Below are 21396 nucleotides of genomic sequence, written 5' to 3' on the forward strand. Positions count from 1 at the left end.
GGTATTTCGCCGACCGACGCTCGCGATTCACCCGGAAGAGGTGAAGCTCCCTCTCGCCCACCACCCGTCCGTCCGACGGCACGGGCCGACTGACACTAGGGTCGAGTCCATGTCCGACGCCGCACCGTCCGCAGCCCGATCCGTGTGGCCGGGCAACGCCTATCCGCTCGGCGCGACGTACGACGGCGCCGGCACCAACTTCTCCCTGTTCTCGGAGGTCGCCGAAGCGGTCGAGCTGTGCCTGATCGCGCGGGACGGCAGCGAGGAGCGGATCCCGCTGACCGAGGTGGACGGCTACGTCTGGCACGCCTACCTGCCCGGTGTGGTGCCGGGCCAGCGGTACGGCTACCGGGTGCACGGCCCGTTCGACCCCGAGCAGGGACTGCGGGCCGACGCGTCGAAACTGCTGCTCGACCCGTACGGCAAGGCGTTCGACGGCGACTTCGGCCCCCAAGCACTCCGTGCAGGGGGTACCCCCGGCGACTACGCACTGCGCACGTTCGGCGAGGACTCCCTCGGACACACCATGACCACCGTGGTGATCAACCCGTACTTCGACTGGCAGTCCGACCGGGCACCCCGCAGGCCCTACCACGAGACGGTCATCTACGAGGCGCACGTGAAGGGGATGACCGCGACACATCCCGGTGTCCCGCAGGAGCTTCGAGGCACGTACGCCGGTCTGGCGCATCCGGTGGTGATCGACCACCTGGCCGGACTCGGGGTGACGGCGATCGAGTTGATGCCGGTACACCAGTTCCTCCACGACCAGGTGCTGATCGACCAGGGATTGCGAAACTACTGGGGCTACAACACCTTCGGGTTCCTCGCCCCTCATGTGGGGTACTCGTCGGCGACGAAGGCGTCCGGCGCGGTCGCAGAGTTCAAGGCGATGGTGCGGGCCTACCACGCGGCCGGCATCGAGGTGATCCTCGACGTGGTCTACAACCACACCGCCGAGGGCAATCACGACGGCCCGACCCTGAACTTCCGCGGCATCGACAATGCCGCCTACTACCGACTCGTCGACGACGACAAGTCGATGTACATGGACTACACCGGCACCGGTAACAGCCTCAACGCCCGGCACCCGCACACCCTGCAACTGATCATGGACTCGCTTCGATACTGGGTGACCGAGATGCACGTCGACGGGTTTCGGTTCGATCTGGCGTCGACGCTGGCCCGCGAACTGCACGACGTGGACCGGCTGTCGGCGTTCTTCGATCTGGTGCAGCAGGATCCGATCGTCAGCCAGGTCAAGCTGATCGCCGAACCGTGGGACGTCGGCGAGGGTGGCTACCAGGTCGGCAACTTCCCGGGCCTGTGGACGGAGTGGAACGGCAAGTACCGCGACACCGTCCGCGACTACTGGCGCGGTGAGCCTGCGACGCTGGGCGAGTTCGCGTCCCGGCTGACCGGCTCGTCGGACCTGTACGAGGAGACGGGCCGCCGGCCCAGTGCGAGCATCAACTTCGTCACCGCGCACGACGGGTTCACCCTCGCGGACCTGGTGTCCTACAACGAGAAACACAATCTCGCCAACGGCGAGGACAACCGGGACGGGGAGAGCCACAACCGGTCCTGGAACTGCGGGGTGGAGGGCCCGACCGACGACCCCGAGATCCTCGAACTGCGGGCCCGCCAGCGCCGCAACATCCTCGCCACACTGTTCCTCAGCCAGGGCACCCCGATGCTCGCGCACGGCGACGAGATGGGCCGCACCCAGTCCGGCAACAACAACGTGTACTGCCAGGACTCCCCCCTGTCGTGGATGGACTGGAGCCTGGCTCGGACGAATTCGGACCTGCTCGAGTTCACTCGACGCGTGATCGCGCTGCGGAGCGCGCATCCCGTCTTCCGACGGCGCAGATTCTTCGAGGGCCGGCCGGTGCAGGGCGGCAACTCCGCCCGTGACATCGCGTGGCTGACGCCGAACGGCGTCGAGATGACGGAGCAGGACTGGGGCAGCGGCTTCGGCAAGTCCCTGAGCGCCTACCTCAACGGTGACGCGATCCGGGAGCCGGACCACCGCGGCGAACCGGTGACCGACGACTCGTTCCTCCTGTGCTTCAACGCGCACGACGAGGACCTGGAGTTCACCGTGCCGTACGGCGGTTCGGGTTGGCAGTGGGAGGTCGTGCTCGACACCGCGGTGGCGACCGGACGGTCCGATGCGAGGGTCGACGGCGGGGCGGCGCTGAAGGTGCCGGCACGATCACTGACCGTTCTGCGCCGGGCGGAGTGAGACGTTGGAGCCGATCACGTCGACGTACCGACTGCAGTTGAGACCGGATTCGCTGACCCTGGACCAGGTTCGCGAGCTGGCCGACTACCTCGAGGAACTCGGCGTGTCCCACGTCTACCTCTCCCCGCTGTTGACGGCCGTCAACGGTTCGGCGCACGGCTACGACGTCACCGACCCGACCACGGTCTCGGAAGCGCTCGGCGGCCGGCGAGCGCTGGAGGCGCTGGTCGCGGATCTGCGCCGGCGGGCGATGGGCGTGGTGGTCGACCTGGTCCCGAACCACGTCGGCGTCGACAGGCCCGACCAGAACAGGTGGTGGTGGGACGTACTGCGGTTCGGTCGCGACTCGGAACACGCCCGCTGGTTCGACATCGACTGGACACGGGAACGGATCGCGATCCCGCTCCTCGGCGACGACGGCGTCGACGCGCTGCGGGTCGACGCCACCGGCCCGGAGCCGGTCCTGACCTATCACGAGCACCGGTACCCGATCGCGCCCGGCACCGAGGGCGACGATCCCGCTCTGGTACACGCCCGACAGGCGTACGAACTCGTGTCCTGGCGCAGCGGACGGATCGGGTACCGCCGCTTCTTCACCGTCGACTCGCTGGCCGCGCTGCGCCAGGAGGATCCCGTGGTCTTCGCCGCGACGCACCGCGAACCGGCCTCCTGGTTCGCGGAGGATCTGGTCGACGGTGTGCGCGTCGATCACCCGGACGGTCTCGCCGATCCCACCCGGTATCTGACCGAACTGCGGGATCTGGTCGGGCCGAACCGCTGGCTGGTCATCGAGAAGATCCTCACCCCCGGAGAACATCTCGACCCAACCCTCCCGGTGAACGGAACCACCGGCTACGACGCCCTCGCCGAGTTCGGCGGCGTGTTCCTCGACCCGGCCGGCGCCGGACCGCTCACCGCGCTGCACCGGGAGCGGACCGGCGACGCCGGCGACGCCGACGCGCTGGCCGCCGCCGAACACGCGGCGAAGATCGAGGTGCTCCGCGGCGGGCTGGCGCCGGAGGTGCGGCGGCTGGCCGAGACGATCCGCGCCGGCGCGGTCGTGGACACCGCACCCCTGATCGAGGCGCTGATCGAGACGGTGGCCCGCATACCCACCTACCGGACCGACTACCGGACCGGTGCCGGACTGCTCGGTGCCGCAGTCGCCGCAGCCGCCGACGCCCGGCCCGATCTGACGGGGACGCTCTCGATCGTGACACGGGCACTGCTCGCGAACCGGGAGGCCGCGGTGCGGCTGCAGCAGGTGTGCGGCGCGGCGACGGCCAAGGCCGTCGAGGACCGACTGTTCTACCGCACCGCCCGGCTGACCTCACTCCAGGAGGTCGGCGGAGATCCGGGCCGGTTCGCGATCCCGGTCCCGCAGTTCCACCTGATGCAGGCCGAGCGGGCACGTCGGTGGCCGGCGGCGATGACGACATTGTCGACGCACGACACGAAACGCGGCGAGGACGTGCGCGCGCGGATCGGCGTCCTGTCGCAGGCGCCCGACGCCTGGGCCCGGGCGGTGCGCGAATGGGAGGAGCTCGCCCCCAGCCCCGACCCGGTGACCGGACTGCTGTTGTGGCAGACCATGTTCGGAATCTGGCCGGCCACCGGCGACCCGACCACCACCCTGCATCGCCGGCTCCACGAATACGCGACGAAGGCGGTCCGCGAGGCCGCGGTACACACCGACTGGGCGGCGGTGAACGAGCAGTACGAGACGCGGGTGCACGACTGGATCGACGCGGTGCTGGGCGGACCGGTGGCGCGGTCGATGTCGGCGTTCGTTCGGCGACTGGCCCCGCACGGGCGGATCGTGTCCGCCGGCCAGAAACTGCTGCAGCTGACCGGACCCGGCATTCCGGATGTGTACCAGGGCACCGAGCTGTGGGAGGACTCGCTCGTCGACCCGGACAATCGGCGGCCGGTCGGCTTCGACGTGCGTCGCCGGCTGCTCGCCGGGCTGTATCCGGGCGGGGCCGTCGACGAGGCGGGCAAGCTCCTCGTCGTCCGGGAGTCCCTGCGGTTGCGCCGGGAGCGGCCGTGGTGCTTCGTGGGTGCCTCGTACTCGCCCGTCCTCGCGGACGGACCCGCCGCCGATCACCTGGTCGGGTTCCTGCGCGGAGAGGAGGTGATCGCGGTGTCCGCCCGGTTCACGGTCCGGCTGTTCGAGCGGGGCTGGGACGACACCGTGCTGCCGCTTCCCCCCGGCAGATGGACCGACCGGCTGACCGGTCACGGTTTCGACGGCTACGCCGAGCTCGCAACCCTGTTCGCCCGCCGTTGGGTCGCGCTGCTGGTCCGAGAGTGACGGGCGACATACCACCCAACGAGACAAACCGGCACGCCGTGCCGTTTCAGCGCCTACCGTGAGCCACGGCACAACTGATCACGGCTAACGAAGGATTTCGACGACATGGGCAATCGGTTCGAAGGCAAGGTCGCATTCATCACGGGCGCCGCCCGCGGGCAGGGCAGGGCAGAGGCCGTGAAGTTCGCGTCCGAGGGCGCCGACATCATTGCGCTCGACGCGTGCACGAAGTTCGCGTCCACCCCGTACGAGGGCGCCACCGAGGAGGACCTCGCCGAGACCGTCCGCCTGGTCGAGGAGCAGGGCCGCAAGATCGTCGCGACCAAGGCCGACGTCCGCGACTTCGACGCCGTCACCGCCGCCCTCGACGCCGGCCTCGAGGCGTTCGGGCGCCTCGACCACGTCGTCGCCAATGCCGGCATCTGCTCCTCCGCGCTGTCCTGGGAGATCACCCTCGAACAGTGGAAGGAGACCATCGACGTCAACCTGAGCGGCGTGTTCCACACCTGCAAGGCGTCGATCCCGAAGCTGATCGAACAGGGCGAGGGCGGGTCCATCGTCGTCACCAGCTCCGTCTCCAGCCTCAAGGGCGCCCCCTTCGTCGGCCACTACGTCGCCAGCAAGGCCGGCATCGCCGGCCTGACGCGCACCATGGCGAACGAGCTCGGCATGCACCGGATCCGCGTCAACAGCGTCCACCCCTTCGGCGTGAACACCGGCATGATCATGTCCGACATGCTGCCGCTGCTCGAGCAGTTCTCCGACACCCTCGCCCCCGCCTTCATGCCGTCGCTTCCGTACGGCTTCAGCGAGCCCGAGGACGTCGCGAACGTGGTGGCCTTCCTGTGCTCGGAAGAGGCGCACCACATCACCGGCATCAACATGCCGATCGACCTGGGCAACGCCGCTCGCTGACGCGCCCGGTGCGGCAACGCCGCATCGCGCCCGGTGCGGCAACGCCGCCCGCCGACCTCAGCCGATCTCCACCGAACCGCCGACCGGGACGCTATCCGGTCGGCGGTTCGTCGTCCGCGACGCTGTCGGGCATGCCCTCGCCGTGGCGATCGAGGATCTCGCGGACCCGGCCGCCCCAGCGCTCGTGCGCGGACTGCCGGGTGATTCCCGCGGCGCGGGCGATCAACGCCCACGTGACACCGCCGGCCCGCAGCACGACCACCGTGTCGGCGCAATCCAGACCGGCCGCCAACTGCAGCCGCAGCGAGGTGAGCTGCCACGCGAGCTGCCGCTCGAGCGGAATGTCGGTCCCCTCCTCCGCCTCCCACTCCGGGGTGCCCGGCAGTGGTCCCGCCCCGACGATCAGATCGGCTTGCCTGCCCACCTCGGCCAGCGCGGCCACCGTGACCGCCGATGCCTGCGCCGTCACATCAGCGGCGAGCGCGCGCTCGATCACACTGCTCATCACAACTCCTGTCAGGGTTCGTCTGACAAATTTGTCAGGGTCATCCTGACACAGCTTGACGCCGATGTCACCCCACCGGCCGGCGCCGACGGAACCCCCGCCGAGTTCACCCGTCGCCCACTCCGCGCGTGATCGAACGACTCCGACACGCCTGCGTCACCTCCCCCTCACCGACGTCCGCAGCCCCTCGTGCCAGGCTGACCGAGAGACGACGACACCGAGGGGTGAAAGTGCACTCAGACCGTCGACGATTTCGCCACGGGCCACCACATCGCGGCAGGGCGCGCCGAATCCGCGGACAGCACAACCATCCAATGGAACACGGATCAAACTCGGATACAACGGCTTTCATGGAAGCGCACGAAACGACAGGAAGATCCGACGCGCCCGAGAACCGTTTCACCAAGCGCCCGATCAGTCCGGCCAGGACTCGACGGCACCCGGACAGCGCGCCGAAGAGCAGGGACGCCGCCCTTCAGGCGAACGGCAATGCCGACGACAGGCGAACTCGCTACCCCGTCCGGCGGACCGGAACTGTGCCGAAGGCACCGACGCATCCGAGCCCCGCGGCCACCGGGCTCGTGCGGTCGACGACCGACGCGCAGTCGCGGCAGGCGGCACCGGCGACGGTCGCGTGCCCACCGCAGAGCCAGCATTCGGCACGAGCCGACGTCCAGCCTCCGAAGCCCATCACGTCCCCGTAGGCGGACCGGCATCTCGCGCACGCGTCACCCGCGGCACCGACGGATCGCGAACACCCCGGCACGGCGCACGACTCGAGCGCCTCGACACTCCGCCAGGACCCACCCGGCTCCGCTCCGACACCGTCCCGACGCCATGTACTCACATATGCCACGTTCAACAACCCTCCCCGGTTAGCTGACCTGTAATTGACTGACGCATCAACCTTCGCTGTGCGATGCCCCATACCGCACAGCTCGAGCCTTGATCAACGCGCAATCAATTCGAATTGGAACTTACACCGAATTCCTCGTGAGCGTGTCACAAGATCTCGGGTTAGCCAAGTGTTAGCGCGCAATCAAATCAACTGGACAACCAACCAATTGAACGATTGACCAAATTTGGGGGTCTCCGCTCCCGGGTCGAGTCCGGCATCCTGGACCGATGAGCGGAACACGGCACTTCGAGGTCTGGGCCCCGACACCCCGACAGGTGCGCCTTCATCTCGACGGGGCGACGCACCCGATGACCCGGGACGAGGACGACTGGTGGCACGCCGATGTGGACGCCGACGCCGAGAGCCGGTACGGGTTCGTCCTCGACGACGACCCAACCGTGCTGCCCGACCCGCGCTCTGCGCGGCAGCCGGAAGGGGTGCACGCGCCGTCGATGCTGCACGCCGTCGACCCCGGCGGCTGGACCGACTCCACCTGGACCGGCCGCCGGCTCGCCGGCAGCGCCGTCTACGAACTGCACGTCGGCACGTTCACCGCGGAGGGCACCTTCGACTCCGCGGTCCACCGCCTCGACCACCTGGTCGATCTCGGTGTCGGCTTCGTGGAACTGATGCCGGTCAACGGCGTCAACGGCGAGCACAACTGGGGCTACGACGGGGTGCTCTGGTACACGGTCCACGAGCCGTACGGCGGCCCGGACGGACTCCAGCGTTTCGTCGACGCCTGCCACCGCCGCGGACTCGGCGTGATTCTCGACGTCGTCTACAACCACCTCGGTCCGTCCGGCAATTATCTCGACCGGTTCGGCCCCTACCTGTCGACCGGACTCAACACCTGGGGCGCCTCCCCCAACCTCGACGGTCCGCACTCCGGCCCGGTACGCCGGTACATCATCGACAACGCACTGCGCTGGCTGCGCGAGTTCCACATCGACGGCCTGCGACTGGACGCCGTGCACGCCCTGCACGATCGCACCGCCACTCACCTGCTCGAGGAGCTGGCCGTCGAAACCGAGGCGCTGTCGACACACCTGAACCGGCCCCTGACCCTGATCGCCGAGTCCGACCTCAACGACCCCATGCTGATCACACCCCGGTCCGCCGGAGGGTACGGTCTGCACGCCCAATGGGACGACGACGTCCATCACGCGGTGCACGCCGCGGTGTCCGGCGAAAGACAGGGATACTACGGCGATTTCGGCTCACTGCAGTGCCTCGCCACCACCCTGCGCCAGGGGTTCTTCCATGCGGGCACCTACTCCAGCTTCCGCGGCCGCGTCCACGGCCGGCCGATCGATGTGCGGCGCACCCCGGCGAGCGCGCTGCTCGCGTACACCTGTACGCACGACCAGATCGGCAACCGCGCCACCGGCGACCGGCCGGGCGAGTACCTCACGGTCGGGCAGCTCGCGATCAAGGCTGCGCTGATCCTGTGCTCCCCGTACACGCCGATGCTGTTCATGGGCGAGGAGTGGGGCGCGAGCACGCCGTTCCGGTTCTTCACCTCGCATCCGGAACCGGAACTCGCCGCCGCCACCGCGGCGGGACGGATCGCGGAGTTCGCCGCCCACGGCTGGCCGGCCACCGAGATTCCCGATCCACAGGATCCGCAGACCTTCCTGCGATCGAAACTCGACTGGACCGAACTCGAGACGCAACCGCACTCCCGGCTGCTGCGAACGTACCGGGACCTGCTGGCACTGCGGGCGGAGCGGGCCGAGCTCAGCGACCCGTGGCTCGACCGTCTCGACGTGGACTACGACGAGGATGCACGGTGGATCGTGCTGCACCGAAGCATGATTCGCGTCGCGTGCAATCTCGGGCCCGATCCGGTGACGGTCCCGGCCGGCGGCACCCCGCTGTTGTGGTGGGATCCACCGACCCAGGACGCGACCGGTGCCGCGACCGTCGTCCCCGGACATTCGTTCGTCGTGCTCGACGCCGGCCCCGGCCGCTAGCGCAGCAGCAGCCGATCCACCGCATCCGCGAGCCAGCGCGCGTACTCGGCCGTCGACCATCCCCTGCCACTCACGAACATGTCTCCGGTCGCGGAGGTGAACACCGACCACGCGATGTCGGTCGCCCCGTCGACGTCGAGGCCGTCCCGCAGGAGGGGCCCGAACGAGGCGACGAGGTCATGCAGGCCCGCGTAGCGCCGCTGTTCGTAGTCGGCCCAGGCGGCCGCGATCGCGGCGTCGCCGCCGGCCGCTCGCCGAAACTCCCGCACCAGCCCCGCCTCGTCCGCGGGCCGGGTCTCGACGGCGCGGCGCAGGGCGGCGAGCTTGGCGGACTTGGACCGCGCGGTGACCACGCCGAGGAAGTCGTCCCGATCGCGTGGCGCGACCCGCTCGTCGTCACCGGCCAGCACGCGGTCGACGGCGGCGAGCAACAGTGTGGACTTGCCGCCCTGCGCGAAGACCGTCTGCGGCGCGACACCCGCCTCGGCGGCGATCCGCTTCATCGTGGTCGCCGCGTATCCGTCGCGGAGAAAGCACCGGGTCGCGGCGTCGAGCACCGTGACACGGGTCCGGGCGGCCTGCTCCGCGCGCAGCGTCGAGCGGTGGGCCCTCTTGCCGTCGGTCACCTTTTCATCATCTACTCAAATGGCGACACGTCGCTCTCCGGCCGCACCCGAAGAACACCGCGGCCCGGCAGCACCGCGGCCTAGGAGCTCCGGTTCATGATCCGGTACACCAGCACCGCGTTGAGGGCCAGCACGCAGGCGGTGATCACTGCCGCCAGATGCGTGCCGCTGACGAAGGCGTGCTGGGCGGACTCGAGCAGCGCGGCGCCCACCGCGTCCGGCGCCTGCTCCGCGACGACGACCGCCCCGCCGAGGGTTTCCCGCGCGGCGTGCGCCGCGGCCTCGTCCAGACCGGAGACGTCGAGCCTGCCCCGGAAGATCGCGAGGACCACGCTGCCGAGAACCGCGACACCGAGCGCGATACCCAGTTCGTAGGCGGTCTCCGACACCGCGGAGGCGGCACCCGCACGATCCGATTCCACCGAACCGACGACGAGGTCGGAGGTCAGCGTCAGCGCGATACCGACACCGATTCCGCACAGCACGAATCCGACGACGAACGCGGCGGGGCCGCCGTCGGCACGCAGCAACGTCAGCGCCGCCGCGCCGAGCGCGGAGACCGCCAGGCCGGAAGCGAGGACGGTGCCCGGCTGCCAGCGCCGCACGAACCACGCCGCGAGCAGCGAGAACACGATGTTCATCGCGGTTCCGGGCAGCATCAGCAGACCGGCCTCCAGCGGCGTGTACCCGAGCACCAGCTGCAGGTACTGCGAACCGAAGAACAGCACGCCGGCGAACGCGAAGATCGACAGCAGATTCGTCAGCACACCGGTCGTGAACGCGGGCCGGCCGAACAGGCTCAGGTCGAGCATCGGCGCGTCGAGCACGCGCTGACGGCGCACGAAGGCCCAGCCCGCGACCAGGCCGATCGCGCCGACCGCCGCCAGCGTCCACGTCGGTCCGTGCGCGACGGACTCCTTGATCGAGTACACGAGGGGGATCATCGCCAGCATCGACAGCGCGGCGCTCGGCAGGTCGAAGCGTCCCGGGTTCGGATCCTTGGACTCGCGAATCACCAACGGCCCGAACATGATCAGTACGAGCATCACCGGCAGGTTCACCAGGAACACCGAGCCCCACCAGAAGTGCTCGAGCAGCCAGCCGCCGATCAGCGGGCCGGCAGCCGCGCCGCCTCCCGCCATCGCACCCCAGACCGCGATGGCCGTCGTGCGCTGGCGCCGATCGACGAACATCGTGCGGATCAGGCCGAGCGTGGCAGGCATCAACGTCGCACCGGCCACACCCTGCAGGGCGCGCGCGGCGATCAGCATTTCCGGGGAGACCGCGAACGCGGCCAGCGCGGACGCGAGCCCGAAGCCGACCGCGCCGATCAGCAGGAGACGACGCCGACCGATCCGGTCGCCGAGCGTGCCCATCGTCACGAGCAGACCGGCGAGGACGAAGGAGTAGACGTCGATGACCCACAGCAGCTGAGTACTGGTCGGCGCCAGGTCCGCACTGATGAACGGCAGCGCGAGGTCGAGCACCGTGCCGTCGACCGAGATCAGCAGCACAGCCAGCGCCAGCACCACCAGCCCGAGCCAGTCGCGTGGCGTGGCCCGGCCGGGGTCGGCGATGACGGACGACTGTGCGCGGTCTGCGATGACAGACACGGAAGGACTCCCCTCGGTTCCGAGATTGGCGATGGCGACGAATGTGGTACTGAACCGTCCAGCCGGTACAGCAGCCGCTCCATGCTAACAGCCAACCGTCCAGCCGGTACAGTGATTCCCGTGACAGACGCCCCCGCGCCCAGTACCCGCGACCGCATTCTCGACGCACTCGAGAAGCTGCTGCTCACCCGCGGACTCGCCCAGGTCACCCTCGAATCCGTCGCCGCCGAGGCCGGCGTCTCCAAGGGTGGACTGCTCTACCACTTCCGCTCCAAGGAGGCGCTGCTCGCCGGCATGGTGCGCCGGCTCGGCGAGCGCTCCGACCAGCAGTTGACGGAGTCCGGCCGTTCGGTGGCCGAGTGGTACCTGCAGACGATGGACACCGGCGCCACCAACGAACTCGCGCTGTTCCAGTCCACGATCGCGGCCCTGCGCTCGGTCGACGGCCGGCACGGCGAGGTGCAGCAGGCCGTGATCGAGATGATGCGGTCCTGGGACGACGGACTGAAAGCCGAGATCGACGACCCGGTCCGAGCCGAGATCGTCCGGCTCGTCGGCGACGGCATCTACCTCGCCGCACTGATGGGCCTCCCGCAGCCCGAACCCGAACTGCACCGCAAGGTCGTCGACCGACTGCTCGGCCGCGAGAACGCAGACACCCCCGAGTAACCCCACACCCGAACCCCGACGCGGCCGCCCACCGGCCACGACATTCGTCTCGACTCCCTCCGGTCGAGTCCGCTACCGGGCGGCTACATCCCCGTCGATGATCATCGATTTCCTTGCGCGGCAGACATTTTCGCAATCAGCGCCCATCAAATAGACCTGTCGGTACGCTCACGCGCACATTGCTCGTTCACAGACAGGACACTGCATGAAGCGCGCGACCCGACTGCTCGCCGGGACCCTCACCACACTCGCCCTCGCAGTGGGGATGGCCACGGCCGCGGCGACGACTGCCAACGCAGCCCTCATCGATGCCATCAACGGCAACGATTGGACGGCGTACCCGCCCCCGGCGGGTACCCCGGCCGCCTACCCAGGCATGTTCATCGACTTCACCGGCGACATGGGCGCGGACGGTAACGGGATCACATACGTGAGCAAGTACTGCACCATGGGAGTCGTCGGAACCGACTCCGCCGGACGCAAGATCGGGATCACCGCAGGCCACTGCAGCCCGCCCGCAAGTTGGAAGGCGGGTACGACGAGGACGTTCAGCACCCCGGGTGGTGATGTCGTGCGATCCATCAAGTACACCGGCCCGGCTCGCGGCACCGTCCTTGCCGACAACGACTACCCCGTGTACGACCGCGACACCGCCAAGTGGGCGGACCAGGAGGTGAAGGCGGGCAGGCCCAAGCCCGTTGTGAACCCCATTGGATGGGTTCGCTGGGTCGACGGGGACGTGTGCGACTGGGTTGACGACGGGAGGGCTCCCGCGGATCAGGAACTCGACGGGTTCCTGCAACCCTGCCCCGAGGATCCGGAGGCCCGGGTGACCGATCTGGACAGCCGCACCGACTACATGGTGATCGAGTTCGCACCTGAGGTGCAATTGTCCAGCCAGGTCCTGAACAAGACCCGTCAGCCGGTCACGAGCACGGCAGGCAGCGGCAAGCCGTTCAAGGTCAATTCCATCTACACCGACTCGAGCGGCGCCCCGGCGCTGCCCGGCGTCGTGTTCAACTATGTCGAACTGTACGGAGCCAGGACGGACCGGGACCCCGACCTCGGAACCGGTGTCATCACAACCCCCAGCAACGGCATGATCACAAACGTGAGCCGCGGCATGATCCGCGCCGCAGCCGGCTTCAGCGGCGGGGATTCCGGCGGACCGGTGGTGCTCAAGGGCACCGGCAAGTGGGTCGGCATCGTCGCCGCGAGCACCGGTGACATCCCGCCGTGGGTCAACACCTCCGCGAAGAACATCCTGGGCGACCTCAACCCGCGCGGCATCGTGGGTAGCGGCTTCACCCCGATCAACAACTGACCATCCCGGGGCCGCGGACGGTTCATCCCGTCCGCGGCCCAACCCGCGTCACAACGGCAGCGCGACGTACTTGGTCTCGAGGTACTCCTCGATCCCCTCGGTGCCGCCCTCGCTGCCGAGGCCGGACTGCTTGACGCCGCCGAAGGGAGCGGCCGGGTCGGAGATCACGCCGCGGTTCACACCGACCATGCCGGACTCGAGCGCGTCGGCCACCCGCATCGTACGTTCCAGTGATTGCGTGTAAATGTAGGCGGCCAAGCCGAATTCGGTGGAATTCGCGGCGGCGATCGCCTCTTCCTCGGTGTCGAATCCGGTGATCGCGGCGACCGGGCCGAAGATCTCCTCCGCGACGATCCGGGCATCGGTGGGGACGTTGTCGAGGACCGTCGGCTGGTAGAACCAGCCGGGACCGTCGACTGGGCCACCGCCGGTGCGGACGCGGGCACCGGCCGCGACCGCGTCGTCCACCAGTTCCGCGACGCTGCTGCGCTGCTTCTCGGTGATCAGCGGCCCGATCTGATTCTTCTCGTCGTAGCCGGGTCCGACGGTCATCGCGGCGATCCGTTCGGTCAGCCTGGCGGTGAACTCCTCGCGGACCGCGTTTGCGACGATCAGCCGGTTCGCGGCCGTGCACGCCTCGCCCCCGTTGCGCATCTTCGCGGCCATCGCGCCGTCCACCGCGGCGTCGAGGTCGGCGTCGTCGAACACGACGAACGGGGCGTTGCCGCCGAGTTCCATCGACACCCGCAGCACCTGCGGCGCGGACTGTTCGATCAACTTCCGTCCGACCGCGGTCGAGCCGGTGAACGTCACCTTCCGCAGCCGCGGGTCCGCCATCAGCGGACCGCTGACCGCCGCCGCGTCGGAGGTCGGCACCACCGACAGCACCCCCTCCGGCAGACCGGCGTCGGCGAACACCTGCGCCAGCAGCAACATCGACAACGGGGTGGCCTCGGCGGGCTTGACGATCATCGTGCAGCCGGCGGCGAGTGCGGGTCCGATCTTGCGGGTTCCCATCGCGAGCGGGAAGTTCCACGGCGTGATCGCCAGGCACGGCCCGACCGGCGACTTCGTCACCAGGATCCGGCCGTTGCCGGACGGGGCGGTGGTGTACCGGCCCTGGATGCGCGGGGCCTCCTCGCTGAACCAGCGAAGAAACTCCGAGCCGTAGGCCACCTCGCCGCGGCTCTCCGCGAGCGCCTTGCCCATCTCCAGGGTCATCAGCAGCGCGAAGTCCTCCGCCCGGTCGGTGACGAGTTGCCATGCAGCGCGCAGGATCTCGGCGCGCTGCCGCGGCGCCGTCGCCGCCCACTCCCCCTGCACGCGAGACGCCGAGTCGAGTGCCCGCAGCGCGTCCTCCGCGGTCGCATCGGCGACCTCGGCGAGCACCTCGCCGGTCGCCGGGTTGTGCACCGCGAACGTGCCGCCCCCGGAGGCGTCACACGGCTTGCCGTCGATCCACAGTCCGGTGGGCACCGCGGCGAGGAGTTCATCGAAGTTGTTCATGGTGTTCCTTTGCGTACAGGGCCGGTGCACGACGGAGCCGGCTCGCTCGACGGGACGCACCCCAACCCTATCGGCGGATCAGCCACCGACACCTCCGGCGAGGCCGCGAATCGCGGACACGAGCACGTCCACTCCCTCGAGGAGCAGGTCGTCGCCGATCACGAGCGGCGGCAGCAGCCGAATCACGTTGCCGTACGTTCCGCAGGTCAGGGTGATGACGCCCTGCGCGAAGGCCGCGGCGGCCACCGCCCTCGTCAGGGCGGGATCGGGGTCCGTCGTGCCCGGGGAGACCAACTCGAGTCCGAGCATGGCGCCCCGGCCGCGCACGTCCCCGACCGCGGGGACGCTGTCGGCGAGTGCCCGCAATCGCGGCAACACGAGGTCCTCGATCTGGCGGGCCCGCGCGGGGAGGTCGAGGCGGCGCATCGTGTCGATCGAGGCCAGCGCCGCCGCGCAGGCCACCGGATTCCCGCCGTAGGTGCCGCCGAGTCCGCCGGGGTGCACGGCGTCGAGCAGGTCGGCGCGCCCGGTGATCGCGGACAGCGGCAGCCCACCGGCGATGCCCTTGGCCATCGTGAGGATGTCGGGCACCACGCCCTCGTGGTCACTGGCGAACCAGGTTCCGGTGCGGGCGAAACCGGTCTGCACCTCGTCCGCCACGAAGACGACCCCGTTCTCGCGCGCCCAGGCCGCGAGCGCGGGCATGAACCCCGGTGCGGGAACGATGAATCCACCTTCACCCTGAATCGGTTCGAGCACCAGCGCGGCCACGCTGTCCGCACCGATCTGCTTCTCGATCGCGGTGGTCGCGCGTTCCGCGGCCTGCTCACCCGTCAGACCGGGCGTGTCCCGGAACGGATAGGACATCGGCATGCGGTAGATCTCGGGCGCGAACGGCCCGAAGTGCGACTTGTACGGCATCGCCTTCGCCGTCAGCGCCATCGTGAGGTTGGTGCGCCCGTGATAGGCGTGGTCGAACGCGACGACCGCCGTCCGGCCCGTCGCCGACCGCGCCACCTTGACGGCGTTCTCGACGGCCTCGGCACCGGAGTTGAACAGCACCGACCGCTTCTCGTGGCCGCCCGGTGTCAGGTCGGCGAGTTCCTCGGCGACCCGGACGTAGCCCTCGTACGGGGTGACCATGAAGCAGGTGTGGGTGAAGTGTCCGACCTGCTCGGAGACCGCGCGGGCCACGCCGGGATCGGCGGCCCCCACACCGGTGACCGCGATCCCGGAACCCAGGTCGATCAGCGAGTTGCCGTCCACGTCGACGAGGACTCCACCGTCGGCGTCGGCGGCGTAGATCGGCAGCGAGGAAGCCACCCCGGCTGCCACCACCGCTTCCCGGCGGGCCGTCAGGGCACGCGACCTAGGCCCGGGCAACTCGGTGGACACCAACCGTTGTTGCGGGAGCCGATACCGAAACTCTGCACGCATCGCCTATAAGTGTGCGCCGGATCGCCGCCTCGTGACACCCACTTGCGACCGGTCAGGGCATCCGCCTCAGCTCGCGTCCGGCCGCCGCAGCGTCATCACCCACAGCGCACCCATGTGGCCCCAGCGTCCGGATCCGGGGTCCCGGAGGGACGGATCAGGTCAGGTAGCGGTACGCGGGCGAGCCGGGTTCGAGCTGCTCGACCTTCATCGGCGAGGCCGCCAGCCGCTCGAGCAGCGCGCTGATGCCGTCCGCCGAGCCGAGCTCGATACCGACCAGCGCCGCCCCCGTCTCCCGGTTGTTGCGCTTGACGTACTCGAACAGGGTGATGTCGTCGTCCGGGCCGAGCACCTCGTCGAGGAACCGCCGCAGCGCGCCCGGCTCCTGCGGGAAGTTCACCAGGAAGTAGTGCTTGAGACCGAGGTGCACGAGGGAACGTTCGAGGATCTCGCCGTACCGGGAGACATCGTTGTTGCCGCCCGAGATCAGGCACACGACCGTCGAACCCGGCTCGAGTTCCATGTCGGCGAGCGCCGCGACGGACAATGCGCCCGACGGCTCCGCGATGATGCCCTCGTTCTGGTACAGCCCGAGCAGTGCGGTGCACACCGCACCCTCGTCCGAGTGGGTCATCGTGAAGTTGCCCGTCCCGGCGCTGGGCCGCGCCACCAACGGCAGCGAACTGTGCGTGACCACCTCGACGCCGAGACCCGACATCACCGCGAACGGCAGGTCGCCGATGCGCCGCACCGCCGTCCCGTCGACGAACGGGTCGATCTCCGGCAACGTCACGGGAGTACCGGCCACCAGCGCCGCCGTCATCGACGCCGCACCGCTCGGTTCGACCCCGATGATCGCGGTGCTCGGGGAACGCTCGTGCAGGTAGGTGGCGATGCCGGCGATCAGGCCGCCGCCGCCGACGGGCACGATCACCGCGCCCGGTTCCTCCCCCAACTGCTCCAGGATCTCCGCGGCAATGGTGCCCTGTCCGGCCGCCGTGCGCGGGTCGTCGAACGGCGGCACCATCGTGGCGCCGGTGCGGCGGGCGTCGTCGGCGGCCGCCTCGGCCGCCGCGTCGTACGTCTCACCCGTGGCGATCAGCTCGACGAAGCCGTCACCGTGCGCGAGGATGCGGTCCCGCTTCTGCCGCGGCGTGTTGGCGGGCACGTAGATCCGGCCCTGGATCCCCATGCTGCGGCAGGCGAACGCGACGCCCTGCGCGTGGTTGCCCGCACTGGCACACACCACACCCGCGGCCCGCTCCTCGTCGCTGAGCTGCACGATCAGGTTGTAGGCGCCGCGGATCTTGAACGAGCGCACCACCTGGAGGTCCTCGCGCTTGAGGTACACCCTGGCGCCGGTGGCGACCGACAGCCGGGGGCAGTACTGCAGCGGGGTCGCCTCGACGACGCCGGAAATTCGCTTCGCGGCGGCATCGATCTCGCGCGCATCCAGCGGCGCAGCCTTCACGTCAGCAAGTTCCCGGGTATTCGACACCCGTCCATGCTGCCACTTCGCGGCCGTCGGTGATCAACTGGGCCGCGTTCGGCCGGCCCACGTCCTGCGGTCCGGTCACCCTCCTGCGCCGAACTGCGACGGGCGCGGAATGTTGCGCAGGTTCGACTTCGCCATCTTCACCGCCTCGCCGACACCGCCGTTCATCACCATCTTCGACATCGCCAACGCGAAGCCCTTCACCTGGCCGGCGCTGATCGAGGGCGGCAGGGACAGCGCCATCGGGTCGGTGACGAGGTCGAGCAGCGCCGGGCCGTCGTGGTCGAGGACCGCACGCAGCCCGGATCCCACGTCGGCGGGGTCCTCCACACGTCGCGAGAAGATGCCGAGTGCGGCGGCGACCGCGGCGTAGTCGACGCCCGGGACGTCGACGCCGAAGTCCGGGAGCCCGTCGACGAGCATCTCGAGCTTCACCATCCCGAGGGTCGAGTTGTCGAAGACCACCACCTTGACCGGCTGCCGCGTCGCCGCGAGGGTGATCAGCTCCCCCAGCAGCATCGACAACCCGCCGTCGCCGGACACCGAGATCACCTGCCGCCCAGGGCATGCGACCTGCGCGCCGATCGCGTGTGGCAGCGCGTTCGCCATCGACCCGTGCAACGCAGAAGACAGGAACCGGCGCGACCCGTTCGGATTCAGATAGCGGGCGGTCCACACGTTGCACATCCCGGTGTCCGCGGTGAGGATCGCGTCCGGCGCAGCCAGGTCGTCGAGGACCGACGCCGCGTACTCGGGGTGAATCGGCGTGCGCTGCCTGATGTCTCCGGTGTAGGCGCCGACGACCTTGTCCATCAGCGTCCGGTGCCGCGTCAACTGCGAGTCGAGGAAGCCCCGGTCGGGTTTGCGCCGAACCAGCGGCGCCAGCGCTCGCAGCGTGCTGAGCGTGTCGCCGTGCACCGCCAGGTCCAGTCCGGTGCGCCGGCCGAGTTTGGCCGCGTCGCAGTCGATCTGCGCGGTTGGGACGCCGTCGGGCAGGAACTGGTCGTACGGGGAAGTCGGTGCCGACGAGCAGCAGCAGGTCGGCGTCGTGCATTCCGTCGTGGGCGGCGCCATACCCCAGGAGGCCGGTCATTCCGACGTCGTACGGGTTGTCGTACTGGATCCATTCCTTGCCGCGCAGGGTGTGCCCGATCGGCGCACCGACCTGCTCGGCGAAGGCGAGGACCTCGTCCCGTGCGCCGCGCACCCCGGCACCGGCGAAGATCGCGACCCGCTCCGCGTCGTTGACCGCGTCCGCGAGCGCGGCAACGTCCTCGGCGGCCGGGACGATCGCCGGCGGCCGGGTCCGGATCAGGGCGGGCGGCACGCCCTCCGCGGGCCGGTCCGCGACGTCACCGGGCAGGGTGATCACCGCGACGCCGGGCCCGGCGAGGGCATGCTGCATCGCGGTGTGCACCACCCGCGGCGCCTGCGCAGGCGCGCCGATCAGTTCCGTGTAGACCGAGCACTCGACGAACAACCGGTCCGGATGGGTCTCCTGGAAGTACCCGGTGCCGATCTGCACGCTCGGGATGTGCGAGGCGATCGCGAGCACGGGCGCCCCCGACCGGTTCGCGTCGTAGAGGCCGTTGATCAGGTGCAGGTTGCCGGGACCACACGAGCCCGCGCAGACCGCCAGTTCCCCGGTGACCTGCGCGTCGGCGGACGCCGCGAACGCCGCCGCCTCCTCGTGCCGGACATGGATCCAGTCGATGCCACCCGCCGCCGCACCCCCGGAGCGGCGGACGGCATCGACGATCGGGTTGAGGCTGTCGCCGACGATGCCGTAGATCCGGCGCACGCCCGCGGCGACGAGCTGCCCCACGAGTTGGTCCGCGACGGTACCGGGCGCCATGGCGACCTCCGTTCGGCCGAGCCGGAACTGGCTGGGAACTACTGCGGCGTCAGGACGAAGACCGGGATCTGCCGGTCGGTCTTGGTCTGGTACTCCGCGTAGTCCGGGAACGCGGCGACGGCCAGCTCCCACCACTGCGCCTTCTCGTCGCCGGTGACCTCGCGGGCGATCATGTCCTGCTTGACCGTGCCGTCCTGAAGTTCGACGTGCGGGTCGGCGATCACGTTGTGGTACCAGACCGGGTTCTTCGGCGCGCCGCCCAGCGAGGCGACGATCGCGTACTTTCCGCCCTGTTCGACCCGCATCAGGGGCGTCTTGCGCAGTTTGCCGGTCTTGGCGCCGCGAGTGGTCAGCACCACCACGGCACGGCCGTTCAGTGTGGTGCCCTCGGTGCCGCCCGAGCTCTCGTACAGGTCCGCCTGGTCGGCGGCCCACTTGCTGGGACTGGGTTCGTATTCTCCGGTCAATGGCATGCGACCAGTCAACACCGCGGCGGCCGCAGCCGCAGCCCGAGACCCGCGTCCACATTCCAAGACAATTGTTCGGTGGACCGAAACCTTGTACGCCGGTAGCCTGAACTCATGACCACCGCCGGTTACCCCCACACGTCGCACTCCCGCGACACGATCGACATCGCCGGGACCGCGTGGCCGCTGTACAAGCTCGAAGCCCTCGTCGCGGGCCTGCTTGTCTTCCTGACTGTGCTGATCATCGCGCAGAACCTGCAGCCGGCCGTCCTGGTCGCCGCCGGCGCGACCGTCGTCGTGTGGTGGGCGCGTCGTATCCAGTGGAACACCGCCAACCGCTGACCCCCGCCGGTCGACGGCACCCCAGCGCTACCCCGCGTCGTCCGGCAGTCGATGTGCGCGAAGAACGACATCGTGGGTGTGATGCGCACCCGCGCCGCCGTTGACCGAACGTTCACGAATCTCGCTCACGACGACACTCCAGCTGTCGTCGAGTCGCGCGGCGACGTCGCCGGGCTTGACCCACTCGTCCGGGTCGAAGCCGTGTTCGCGAGCCTCCGCCTCGTCCCGCAGGTCGTGGTGAACGACGAGCAGCGTGCCGCCGGGCGCGACCGCGGCGATCAGCGCCCGTTCCGCGGCACCGTCGGGCGTGGTGCGCAACGCCGGGTACTGCGCAGAGACCAGGTCGAAACTCCCCGCGGGCAGGTCGGCATCCAGGAGTCCGGTCGACACCCAGGTGATGTCCACACCCTCCGCTGCCGCGTGGGCCGCGGCTCGGTCGAGTGCGACCCGTGAGACGTCCAGTGCCGTGACCGTCCACCCCCGGCGGGCCAGCCACACCGCGTCGGCGCCTTCGCCGCAACCGACATCGAGCGCGCGTCCCGGTGACTCATCGGCCGTTTCGCGTACGAGGGTGCCGTTCGGCTCCCCGCTCCACACGCGGTCGTTCTCGCCGTAGCGCGCGTCCCATTCGGCTGCCTCACTGGTCATGCTCGCCACTGTGCAGCGAGACCGGCCGGTCGGACAACCGACGTTGCCGAAGAAGCAAGAACTGCCCCCGGCTTCGACCGTCGAACTCCGGCACGTTCCCCGCCCTACCTGCGAAATCAGGGCAGCCCGGCGCGAACCGGTCGTACTGTGGTTGGTGGGAACACACCACCAGGAGTCGTCATGTCCACTCCGACCGAACCGACGGCCACACCCCCACCGGAATCCGCTCCCCAGTCGCCGGGCAGCGGTCCCACCTATCCGCCGAGACCCCCGAGCAACGCGGGCTGGGCGGTCGCGGCACTGATCTTCTTCTGGCCACTCGCCTTCTCCGCCTTCACACACGCCGTCGAGGTGTACCCGCTGTGGGCGGGCGGCGATCCGGCCGGCGCGCGGGACGCCTCCGAGCGGGTCCGCCGACTCGGCCAGATCTCGCTGTGGCTGTTCGGCGGGCTGCTGCTGCTGTTCCTGATCGTGTACGTCATCGTCGCCGCCGTGGTGATCTCCCACGGCGGCGCCTACGACGTGACCTGGCACCACAATCGCATGATGCGGTGAGGCAGC

General features: G+C 69.5%; 16 protein-coding genes and 1 pseudogene. 8 read left to right on the forward strand and 9 right to left on the reverse strand.

Going from position 1 to position 21396, the window contains the following annotated elements; all coding sequences use genetic code 11:
• Nucleotides 1–109: 109 nt before the first annotated feature.
• From glgX to ACWEPG_RS19005, 3 genes are all read left to right on the forward strand, one after another.
• Nucleotides 110–2248, forward strand: coding sequence for a glycogen debranching protein GlgX (gene glgX, locus ACWEPG_RS18995; RefSeq protein WP_452595000.1), 2139 nt, complete (start codon nt 110–112; stop codon nt 2246–2248).
• A gap of 4 nt (nt 2249–2252) precedes the next feature.
• The gene (gene treY / locus ACWEPG_RS19000; RefSeq protein WP_452595001.1) at nt 2253–4562 is read left to right on the forward strand and encodes a malto-oligosyltrehalose synthase; all 2310 of its coding nucleotides are present in this window, start codon (nt 2253–2255) and stop codon (nt 4560–4562) included.
• Nucleotides 4563–4667: 105 nt separating this feature from the next.
• The gene (locus tag ACWEPG_RS19005) at nt 4668–5477 is read left to right on the forward strand and encodes a mycofactocin-coupled SDR family oxidoreductase (RefSeq protein WP_450114764.1); all 810 of its coding nucleotides are present in this window, start codon (nt 4668–4670) and stop codon (nt 5475–5477) included.
• 91 nt (nt 5478–5568) lie between these two features.
• On the opposite strand, the gene ACWEPG_RS19010 is transcribed toward ACWEPG_RS19005, so the two are convergent.
• Nucleotides 5569–5982 carry a hypothetical protein gene (locus ACWEPG_RS19010; RefSeq protein ID WP_450114763.1) on the reverse strand — a complete coding sequence of 138 codons (414 nt, stop codon included), beginning with the start codon at nt 5980–5982 and terminating at the stop codon, nt 5569–5571.
• A 1125-nt stretch (nt 5983–7107) separates the two neighbouring features.
• Between ACWEPG_RS19010 and treZ the strand changes: the two genes are divergently transcribed.
• Nucleotides 7108–8856: a malto-oligosyltrehalose trehalohydrolase gene (gene treZ / locus ACWEPG_RS19015; RefSeq protein ID WP_452595002.1), complete on the forward strand. Its 1749-nt coding sequence runs from the start codon at nt 7108–7110 to the stop codon at nt 8854–8856.
• Here the strand turns inward: treZ and ACWEPG_RS19020 are convergent.
• The gene (locus ACWEPG_RS19020; protein WP_452595003.1) at nt 8853–9482 is read right to left on the reverse strand and encodes a TetR/AcrR family transcriptional regulator; all 630 of its coding nucleotides are present in this window, start codon (nt 9480–9482) and stop codon (nt 8853–8855) included. The genes treZ and ACWEPG_RS19020 overlap by 4 nt on opposite strands.
• Nucleotides 9483–9562: 80 nt before the next feature.
• Nucleotides 9563–11095, reverse strand: coding sequence for an MFS transporter (locus ACWEPG_RS19025; RefSeq protein WP_452595004.1), 1533 nt, complete (start codon nt 11093–11095; stop codon nt 9563–9565).
• Nucleotides 11096–11176: 81 nt separating this feature from the next.
• On the opposite strand from ACWEPG_RS19025, the gene ACWEPG_RS19030 reads away from it, so the two are divergent.
• Nucleotides 11177–11764: a TetR/AcrR family transcriptional regulator gene (locus ACWEPG_RS19030; RefSeq protein WP_450114759.1), complete on the forward strand. Its 588-nt coding sequence runs from the start codon at nt 11177–11179 to the stop codon at nt 11762–11764.
• Nucleotides 11765–11969: 205 nt separating this feature from the next.
• Nucleotides 11970–13088, forward strand: coding sequence for a hypothetical protein (locus ACWEPG_RS19035; RefSeq protein WP_450114758.1), 1119 nt, complete (start codon nt 11970–11972; stop codon nt 13086–13088).
• 48 nt (nt 13089–13136) lie between these two features.
• Here the strand turns inward: ACWEPG_RS19035 and ACWEPG_RS19040 are convergent, their stop codons facing one another.
• From ACWEPG_RS19040 to ACWEPG_RS19060, 5 genes and pseudogenes are all read right to left on the reverse strand, one after another.
• Entirely contained in the window at nt 13137–14594 is a 1458-nt protein-coding gene (locus ACWEPG_RS19040) for an NAD-dependent succinate-semialdehyde dehydrogenase (protein ID WP_452595005.1), read from the reverse strand.
• Nucleotides 14595–14672: 78 nt separating this feature from the next.
• Nucleotides 14673–16031 carry a 4-aminobutyrate--2-oxoglutarate transaminase gene (gene gabT / locus ACWEPG_RS19045; RefSeq protein WP_452595006.1) on the reverse strand — a complete coding sequence of 453 codons (1359 nt, stop codon included), beginning with the start codon at nt 16029–16031 and terminating at the stop codon, nt 14673–14675.
• Between the two features lie 154 nt (nt 16032–16185).
• Complete coding sequence (gene ilvA / locus ACWEPG_RS19050; protein WP_450114755.1) at nt 16186–17526, reverse strand: threonine ammonia-lyase IlvA; 1341 nt, start codon at nt 17524–17526, stop codon at nt 16186–16188.
• 75 nt (nt 17527–17601) lie between these two features.
• Nucleotides 17602–19378: pseudogene (locus ACWEPG_RS19055) on the reverse strand (pyruvate dehydrogenase).
• A 38-nt stretch (nt 19379–19416) separates the two neighbouring features.
• Nucleotides 19417–19851 carry a nitroreductase family deazaflavin-dependent oxidoreductase gene (locus ACWEPG_RS19060; protein ID WP_450114753.1) on the reverse strand — a complete coding sequence of 145 codons (435 nt, stop codon included), beginning with the start codon at nt 19849–19851 and terminating at the stop codon, nt 19417–19419.
• 108 nt (nt 19852–19959) lie between these two features.
• Between ACWEPG_RS19060 and ACWEPG_RS19065 the strand changes: the two genes are divergently transcribed.
• Entirely contained in the window at nt 19960–20187 is a 228-nt protein-coding gene (locus ACWEPG_RS19065; RefSeq protein ID WP_452595007.1) for a hypothetical protein, read from the forward strand.
• Nucleotides 20188–20214: 27 nt separating this feature from the next.
• Here the strand turns inward: ACWEPG_RS19065 and ACWEPG_RS19070 are convergent, their stop codons facing one another.
• The gene (locus ACWEPG_RS19070) at nt 20215–20835 is read right to left on the reverse strand and encodes a class I SAM-dependent methyltransferase (RefSeq protein ID WP_452595008.1); all 621 of its coding nucleotides are present in this window, start codon (nt 20833–20835) and stop codon (nt 20215–20217) included.
• Nucleotides 20836–21015: 180 nt separating this feature from the next.
• Here ACWEPG_RS19070 and ACWEPG_RS19075 point away from each other — a divergent pair, with 180 nt between their 5' ends.
• Entirely contained in the window at nt 21016–21390 is a 375-nt protein-coding gene (locus ACWEPG_RS19075) for a CD225/dispanin family protein (RefSeq protein ID WP_452595009.1), read from the forward strand.
• Nucleotides 21391–21396 lie beyond the last annotated feature (6 nt).

This window comes from Rhodococcus sp. NPDC004095, assembly GCF_053604015.1.

Bases quoted from the DNA above. Each gene is read 5' to 3' on its own strand.
- glgX (WP_452595000.1), top strand. From the start codon at position 110: ATGTCCGACGCCGCACCGTCCGCAGCCCGATCCGTGTGGCCGGGCAAC.
- ACWEPG_RS19005 (WP_450114764.1), top strand. From the start codon at position 4,668: ATGGGCAATCGGTTCGAAGGCAAGGTCGCATTCATCACGGGCGCCGCC.
- ACWEPG_RS19010 (WP_450114763.1), bottom strand. From the start codon at position 5,982: ATGAGCAGTGTGATCGAGCGCGCGCTCGCCGCTGATGTGACGGCGCAG.
- treZ (WP_452595002.1), top strand. From the start codon at position 7,108: ATGAGCGGAACACGGCACTTCGAGGTCTGGGCCCCGACACCCCGACAG.
- ACWEPG_RS19030 (WP_450114759.1), top strand. From the start codon at position 11,177: ATGCTAACAGCCAACCGTCCAGCCGGTACAGTGATTCCCGTGACAGAC.
- ACWEPG_RS19035 (WP_450114758.1), top strand. From the start codon at position 11,970: ATGAAGCGCGCGACCCGACTGCTCGCCGGGACCCTCACCACACTCGCC.
- ACWEPG_RS19040 (WP_452595005.1), bottom strand. From the start codon at position 14,594: ATGAACAACTTCGATGAACTCCTCGCCGCGGTGCCCACCGGACTGTGG.
- gabT (WP_452595006.1), bottom strand. From the start codon at position 16,031: ATGCGTGCAGAGTTTCGGTATCGGCTCCCGCAACAACGGTTGGTGTCC.
- ACWEPG_RS19060 (WP_450114753.1), bottom strand. From the start codon at position 19,851: ATGCCATTGACCGGAGAATACGAACCCAGTCCCAGCAAGTGGGCCGCC.
- ACWEPG_RS19065 (WP_452595007.1), top strand. From the start codon at position 19,960: ATGACCACCGCCGGTTACCCCCACACGTCGCACTCCCGCGACACGATC.
- ACWEPG_RS19070 (WP_452595008.1), bottom strand. From the start codon at position 20,835: ATGACCAGTGAGGCAGCCGAATGGGACGCGCGCTACGGCGAGAACGAC.
- ACWEPG_RS19075 (WP_452595009.1), top strand. From the start codon at position 21,016: ATGTCCACTCCGACCGAACCGACGGCCACACCCCCACCGGAATCCGCT.